The 5,975-nt window shown below is 44.9% G+C and carries 5 protein-coding genes; 3 read left to right on the forward strand and 2 right to left on the reverse strand.

Annotated elements, in window-relative coordinates; genetic code table 11:
* Positions 1–199 precede the first annotated feature (199 nt).
* From SPADD19_RS02435 to SPADD19_RS02445, 3 genes are read left to right on the forward strand one after another with little or no spacing between them, the layout of a single operon-like run.
* Positions 200–697 carry a GAF domain-containing protein gene (locus SPADD19_RS02435; RefSeq protein ID WP_024055807.1) on the forward strand — a complete coding sequence of 166 codons (498 nt, stop codon included), beginning with the start codon at positions 200–202 and terminating at the stop codon, positions 695–697.
* A complete protein-coding gene (dnaX, locus tag SPADD19_RS02440) occupies positions 697–2,373 on the forward strand; it encodes a DNA polymerase III subunit gamma/tau (RefSeq protein WP_061455107.1) in 1,677 nt (558 codons plus the stop codon). Before SPADD19_RS02435 ends, dnaX begins: the two co-directional genes overlap by 1 nt.
* A 38-nt stretch (positions 2,374–2,411) precedes the next feature.
* A complete protein-coding gene (locus tag SPADD19_RS02445; RefSeq protein WP_014713547.1) occupies positions 2,412–2,609 on the forward strand; it encodes a DUF3272 family protein in 198 nt (65 codons plus the stop codon).
* Positions 2,610–2,651: 42 nt separating this feature from the next.
* Here SPADD19_RS02445 and SPADD19_RS02450 read toward each other — a convergent pair whose 3' ends face one another.
* Both SPADD19_RS02450 and SPADD19_RS02455 read right to left on the reverse strand, forming a co-directional pair.
* Positions 2,652–4,196 (reverse strand): helix-turn-helix domain-containing protein, encoded by a 1,545-nt coding sequence (locus SPADD19_RS02450; RefSeq protein WP_061455108.1) that lies wholly within the window; start codon positions 4,194–4,196, stop codon positions 2,652–2,654.
* The gene (locus tag SPADD19_RS02455; protein WP_061455109.1) at positions 4,177–5,844 is read right to left on the reverse strand and encodes a sensor histidine kinase; all 1,668 of its coding nucleotides are present in this window, start codon (positions 5,842–5,844) and stop codon (positions 4,177–4,179) included. The genes SPADD19_RS02450 and SPADD19_RS02455 overlap by 20 nt, the downstream gene beginning before the upstream one ends.
* Positions 5,845–5,975 lie beyond the last annotated feature (131 nt).

Consider the following 5,975-nt stretch of genomic DNA (forward strand, 5'->3'; position numbering starts at 1 on the left):
TTTTTGGATTGTCGAGCAAGACGCAGTGGTTGAGTGGGCTCTACTACGCTGAATTCATCAGCTTTTACAGCCCTACTCAATTGTGCGGAGGTGGGACAACGAAATCGAATTCTAACGAATGACCGATTTCTGTCCCACTCTCTTTTCTTTCGCTGTTTGAAGCTTAATTTTTGGGCAAAGATTTGGTATAATGGAAGGTATGAAACATTCGGAAAAAGAATCACAATACCAGCTCTTGCTGGCTCAATTAGATGCTCTCTTAATGGGAGAAACCAATGCCTTGGCTAATCTGTCCAATGCCAGTGCTCTCTTAAATCAAGCCCTGCCTCGTTCGGTCTTTGCGGGTTTTTATTTGTATGACCAAACGGAATTGATCTTGGGACCTTTTCAGGGAGGTGTTTCTTGTGTCCATATCGCTCTCGGAAAGGGTGTCTGTGGAGAAGCAGCTCAAGAGCAGAAAACCATGATTGTCGATGATGTCCGCCAACATGCCAACTATATTTCCTGTGATAGTCGAGCCATGAGTGAGATTGTGGTGCCTATGGTTAAGGACGGTCAGCTCCTTGGGGTTTTAGATCTGGACTCAGAATGTGTCTCTGACTACGATCAGCTGGATCAAGAGTATTTGGAAAAGTTTGTCACCATATTGATCGAAAAGACAAACTGGGACTTTAAGATGTTTGGAGTTAAGAACTAATGTATCAAGCTTTATATCGGAAATACCGTAGCCAGACTTTTGGCCAATTGGTCGGCCAGCAAGTGGTGGCACGGACATTGAGACAGGCCGTCGAGCAGGACAAGATCAGCCATGCCTATCTCTTTTCGGGTCCTCGTGGTACTGGGAAAACCAGTGTGGCCAAGATCTTTGCTAAGGCTATGAACTGTCCTAATCAAGTCAATGGGGAGCCGTGTAACGACTGCTATATCTGTGAATCCATCACCAATGGGAGTCTAGAAGATGTTATCGAGATCGATGCAGCTTCCAACAATGGGGTCGATGAGATTAGGGATATTCGCGACAAATCCACTTATGCTCCGAGTCTAGCCAAGCATAAGGTCTACATTATCGATGAGGTCCATATGCTCTCAACAGGGGCCTTTAATGCCTTGTTGAAGACGCTGGAAGAACCAACGGAAAATGTAGTATTTATCCTCGCAACGACAGAGTTGCACAAGATTCCTGCGACCATTCTGTCACGGGTGCAACGCTTTGAATTCAAATCTATCAAACTACCAGATATCGTTCACCATTTGGAAAGTATCTTAGCTACTGAAGGCATTGCCTATGAAGCAGATGCTGTCCAGATCATTGCTCGGCGCGCTGAAGGTGGAATGCGGGATGCCTTGTCCATTTTGGACCAAGCCCTGAGTCTGACTGCGGGTAGTGAGTTGACGACAGCAATCGCTGAAGAGATTACTGGGTCCATCAGTCTTGCTGCGCTCGATCAGTACGTGGCTGCCATCCTGGCTCATGATGCGACAGCGGCGCTGGATCAGCTGGCGATTATCTTTGATAACGGGAAGAATATGGCCCGTTTCGTCACGGACTTACTTCAATATCTGAGAGATCTCCTGATTGTCCAGACAGGCGGAGAAAATACTCACGCTAGTGACTTGTTTGCGACGAATCTTGAAGCTGATCAAGCCCGTCTTTTTGCCCTGATTGACCAGGCGACGACCAGTCTTGCGGACATCAAAAATAGTCTGCAACCGCGTATCTATACTGAAATGATGACCATTAAATTGGCTGAAAGAACAGGCCAAGTTTCTAAGTCAGCTGCTGTGGAGGTTCCTTCCAATGTGCTAGCTCAGCTGGAAGACTTGAAGAAGGAAGTCGCACAGCTCAAGCAACAGTTAGCGCAATCGGGTAGCAGTCTTCCTGCTTCAAAACCGACAGTAGCTCGTCCAACCAAGTCTAGCAAGGGCTACCGTGCAGATCGAAATAAGGTCAACGCCATTTTACAAGAGGCGGTCGAAAATCCAGAGTTGGCACGGACCAACTTGATCCGTCTTCAGAACGCTTGGGGGGAAATCATCGAGAGCTTGGCAGGTGCGGATAAGGCCCTCTTAATCGGATCCCAGCCAGTAGCTGCCAATGAAAATCACGCTATTTTAGCCTTTGAGTCTGCCTTTAATGCTGAACAGACTATGAAGCGGGACAACCTCAATACCATGTTTGGAAATATCCTCAGCAATGCTGCGGGCTTCTCGCCAGAAATTTTAGCTGTTTCGATGGAAGAATGGACCCAAATCCGGGCAGAGTTTTCGGCTAAGGCGCGTGGACAAAAAGCGGAAGTGGTAGAAGAAGAGGAAAGCGTCATCCCTGAGGAATTTCACTTTTTATCCGATAAAATCACCCTGCAAGACGATTAATACATGAATTTTTTACTGAATCATGGTAAAATAATTTTATGAATAGAAAACAATTTGCAGTGATAGCAGTCTTTACTGCTATGGAGACATATTTTTTCAATGAAGCGACCATGGCGGGTCAAATGCTCTTTGCATGTTTTTGGGCCCTCTTGATCTTGCGCAATCTCCAGATGGCCTATATGGTGGAGAAGATTGCTAGTGCGATTGAAAAAGAAATTAAGAAGAAAAGAAAATAAAACCTTTGAAAAGGAATCCTTTTCAAAGGTTTTTTTCTTGTTTTAAAAGGCTTCTTGGCATTGCTTGCGGTAATCTCCTGGGGAGAGGCCGACCTTTTGTTTAAAAGCCTTTGTAAAGTAGGAGTAGTTGTCATATCCCACCTGGAGGGCAACTTGGTAAATGGGGGTATCGCTTTGCGATAGCATCTCTTTTGCGGCGGCCATCCGTTTATCGGTGATGTATTTCACCAGTTTTTCGCCGGTGTCGCGCTTAAACATCCTCGCTAGATGATCTGGACTAAGAAAAACCATTTCTGCCAGCTTGGTGCGACTGATATCCTCCTTGTAATGGTGATCGATGTAGTCAGTGATCCGTTGGATGAGATTGGATTGGTGTTCTAGATCGATCACATAATGGCGAGCAGAGCTCCAGTAATCTCCGATATAGGCTTCAAAAGCTTCGATGGCATGAAACCGCCGTTCGAAGAGAAATTGATGGTGTTTGTTTTGAAATAACTTGTGGGCGAGAATGCCGTTCTTGTCCAGATAAATGCCAATTTGCTGGGTCCAGTCTAGCTGGAGTTCACTCAGAGCTGAGAGCGGGATGCGATCTTGAGTCTCTAAGCTATGGATGATTTGGAGGAGCTGTTCTGTCTCTAGCTGATTTGTAAAAGTGAGCGATGTCCGATGAGCAGGCTTTTGAGGTTGTGGAGCCAAAGAAGCATAGGAGTGGATACTGTCCCAATGGAAGACTTGTTCTTCACTGTATTGGCAGAGTTGCAGAGCCTTCATCAAGAGCGTCTTAAGGGAAATGGCATCTGAATAGAGAAGGATAGAGGATCGGTCTAAGTCTTGCTGGATCTTCTGCTGGATAGCCTTTAGGAAGTCTGCACACTCTGTAGTCTGATTCTTTTTGAAGAGACAGAGGTAGCGATCGGTCTGGCTTTCGATTTTACTGAGGGCACAGTAGTGGACAGGGAAATCTAGGGAGAGATCCTTGATACAATGGCGGAGCTGCAAGCGCCAAGAAGGGACGCTGGGGTGAAAGTCTTCTTCAACTAAGTGGAGAGTGATGAGGAGCAAGAGGTAGTCTTCATGTGGTTTGGGGCTATAACCCCGTTTTGTTACTTCTTGAAGGAGCTGTTCTGCTTGAGATGGACGCGGTTTTCGCAAGTAGTCATGCCAAAATTCAGCTTCTTTTTGTCCTTGCTGTGCTAATTGGGCCGCACTCTTGTGGCGCTTGATCTTATTGAGGGCTTTTTGAATGATAAACTCTAAACGGTCGGGGTCAATCGGTTTGAGGTAGTATTCAAAACTTTGGAGTTCAATGGCTTTTTGGGCATAATTGAAATCAGCATAATTGGTAAGGAAGATCGTTTGAATGTCATATTTTTCTGACCGGACCCAGGCTAGGAGATCTAGCCCACTGCCTTGTGGCATCTCGATATCACTGATCATGAGGGCAATCGGGTGGCTTTGAATGATGGCTTGGGCTTGGCTCAGACTGGAGGCGGTATATACCTGCTCAATGCCCAAGGCTTCCCAATGGATGGTTTCCTGTAGGGCTTTAATGATAAAACGATCATCGTCAACGAGTAGGATATTCATGTGTGTCTCCTTTGTAGGGTTCATAAGGAAGTCTCAGTTGGATGCGGGCACCTCCTTGGGATCCATTTGAAAATTGGAGCGTGTAGTGATCTGGATAGAGGAGATCTAGTCGCTCCCGTGCATTGGTCAAACCAATGTGGTGGCCATTTTCAGTGACTAAGGATTTTTTCTCTGCTAGATCTTGTAAGATAGCGGAGCTAAAACCGGGTCCATTATCCTGAAGGGAAATGGCAAGGTGTTGGTTTGCTTCTTCATGAATGGAAAGCTGAATGTGGAAGGAATCTTGGAAAGAAAAGCCGTGTTTGATGGCATTTTCCACAAAGGTTTGTAAAAGCAGAGGGGGAATAGCCGCATCTTTCAGACCAGGATCCCAGTCCAGGTCAAAGTGGATGCTGTCCCCATAGCGGATTTTCTGGATTTCTAGGTAATTTCGGATATGTTGGATTTCATCTGTTAAGCGATTGAAATCTTGATTGGCTTGAAAGAGGTGACGCAAGTAGTTGGAAGTCACCTTGGTCAACTCCTCGATTTCCTTATAGTCCTTGGTTTGGAGCATGCTGTGAATCATGGAAAGCATGTTGAGGTAAAAATGGGGTCGAACTTGATTTTTGAGGTAATTGAGTTCGACTTTTTTGAGATTGAGTTGCGCGTGGTAGGCTCGAATTTGGAGGTCTTTCATATGGATCAGAACCTGATTGAGCTTGTGATTGGCCTGATCGATCTCTAAGATCCCTTGGTCTTCGATTACATCTAGCTTGGTAGAAGCAGCATCTAGCTGAGAAAGGCGTTGGGTGAGTCGTTTCATCGGTTGGATCATCCGTTGACGAATATAAAGGATCAGAATGGTGGAGAGAACGGCGATGATCAAAGGGACCAAGGAGAGAAGGGTTTCCAGTACGATATTTGTACGGAAAACGTCTCCGTAATCGACCGTCACATACAGATCAAAAGGCAGGTGGGTTTGATTGCTACCGGCTTGAATGACGGAATCTGTAGCATGGATCTGGTTGGGGCGATCGATGGATAAGCGCCCTTTTTTCCCGATATTGAGCTTTTGCAAGGGTTTTAAAATATCCTGGGTAGAAATGATGGCATAGATAGCTTTGCCCTTGTAATGGAGGGATTTTAAGAGATAATCATGCTGGTTCAGGCTGATTCGTTGCCATTTTTGACGGGTCTTGTCTGTTTCTTTGTCATAGGTTTTAAGATGATCTTTCAATTGTACATAGTCCAGGTAGGGCAGTTGAAGACTGGAAGCGTTGAAAAAATGTGGGATATCTTTTGTCTCTATGAAAAAGGTAATGGGGCTATCCATCTGGTACTGAAACTCCGTGAAATCAATCCGCAGTTTTTTTAGATTTTCATGAAAATCCGTGAAATCAAGCGGAGTATTGAGCTCTGTCAAATAGTCATTGTGACTAATGGTACTGTACATAAAACGCTCAACGGAGTGAAGCTCTGTATTTAAGGAATCCGCATAGATATGAATCGAGTCCTCTAAATGGAGCATATTTTGGTGTTTAATAAAATTTCGGCTAATCCCACCTATCAAAAGGTTGATCAAGGTATTGACGACTAAGAGGAGAAAGAGTAGGCGCGAAAAAAATTGAATCGAGTGATCTCGTGTACTTCTGTGAATAGCTTTCATAATGAGCACCTCACATATATTATAGCACTATTTGAAAACGGATTCATGAACAAAACCGATATTAAAGTAAAAAAAATCGGGAAAGTGCATGTTTTTGTGTGGAGAAAACGGAAAAGTGAATGAAGATGCAC

The organism is Streptococcus parasanguinis (assembly GCF_001578955.1).
GTDB classification, from domain to species: Bacteria; Bacillota; Bacilli; order Lactobacillales; family Streptococcaceae; genus Streptococcus; species Streptococcus parasanguinis_U.

Coding starts and splice junctions, on each gene's coding strand:
- SPADD19_RS02435 (WP_024055807.1), top strand. CDS start 200: ATGAAACATTCGGAAAAAGAATCACAATACCAGCTCTTGCTGGCTCAA.
- dnaX (WP_061455107.1), top strand. CDS start 697: ATGTATCAAGCTTTATATCGGAAATACCGTAGCCAGACTTTTGGCCAA.
- SPADD19_RS02445 (WP_014713547.1), top strand. CDS start 2,412: ATGAATAGAAAACAATTTGCAGTGATAGCAGTCTTTACTGCTATGGAG.
- SPADD19_RS02450 (WP_061455108.1), bottom strand. CDS start 4,196: ATGAATATCCTACTCGTTGACGATGATCGTTTTATCATTAAAGCCCTA.
- SPADD19_RS02455 (WP_061455109.1), bottom strand. CDS start 5,844: ATGAAAGCTATTCACAGAAGTACACGAGATCACTCGATTCAATTTTTT.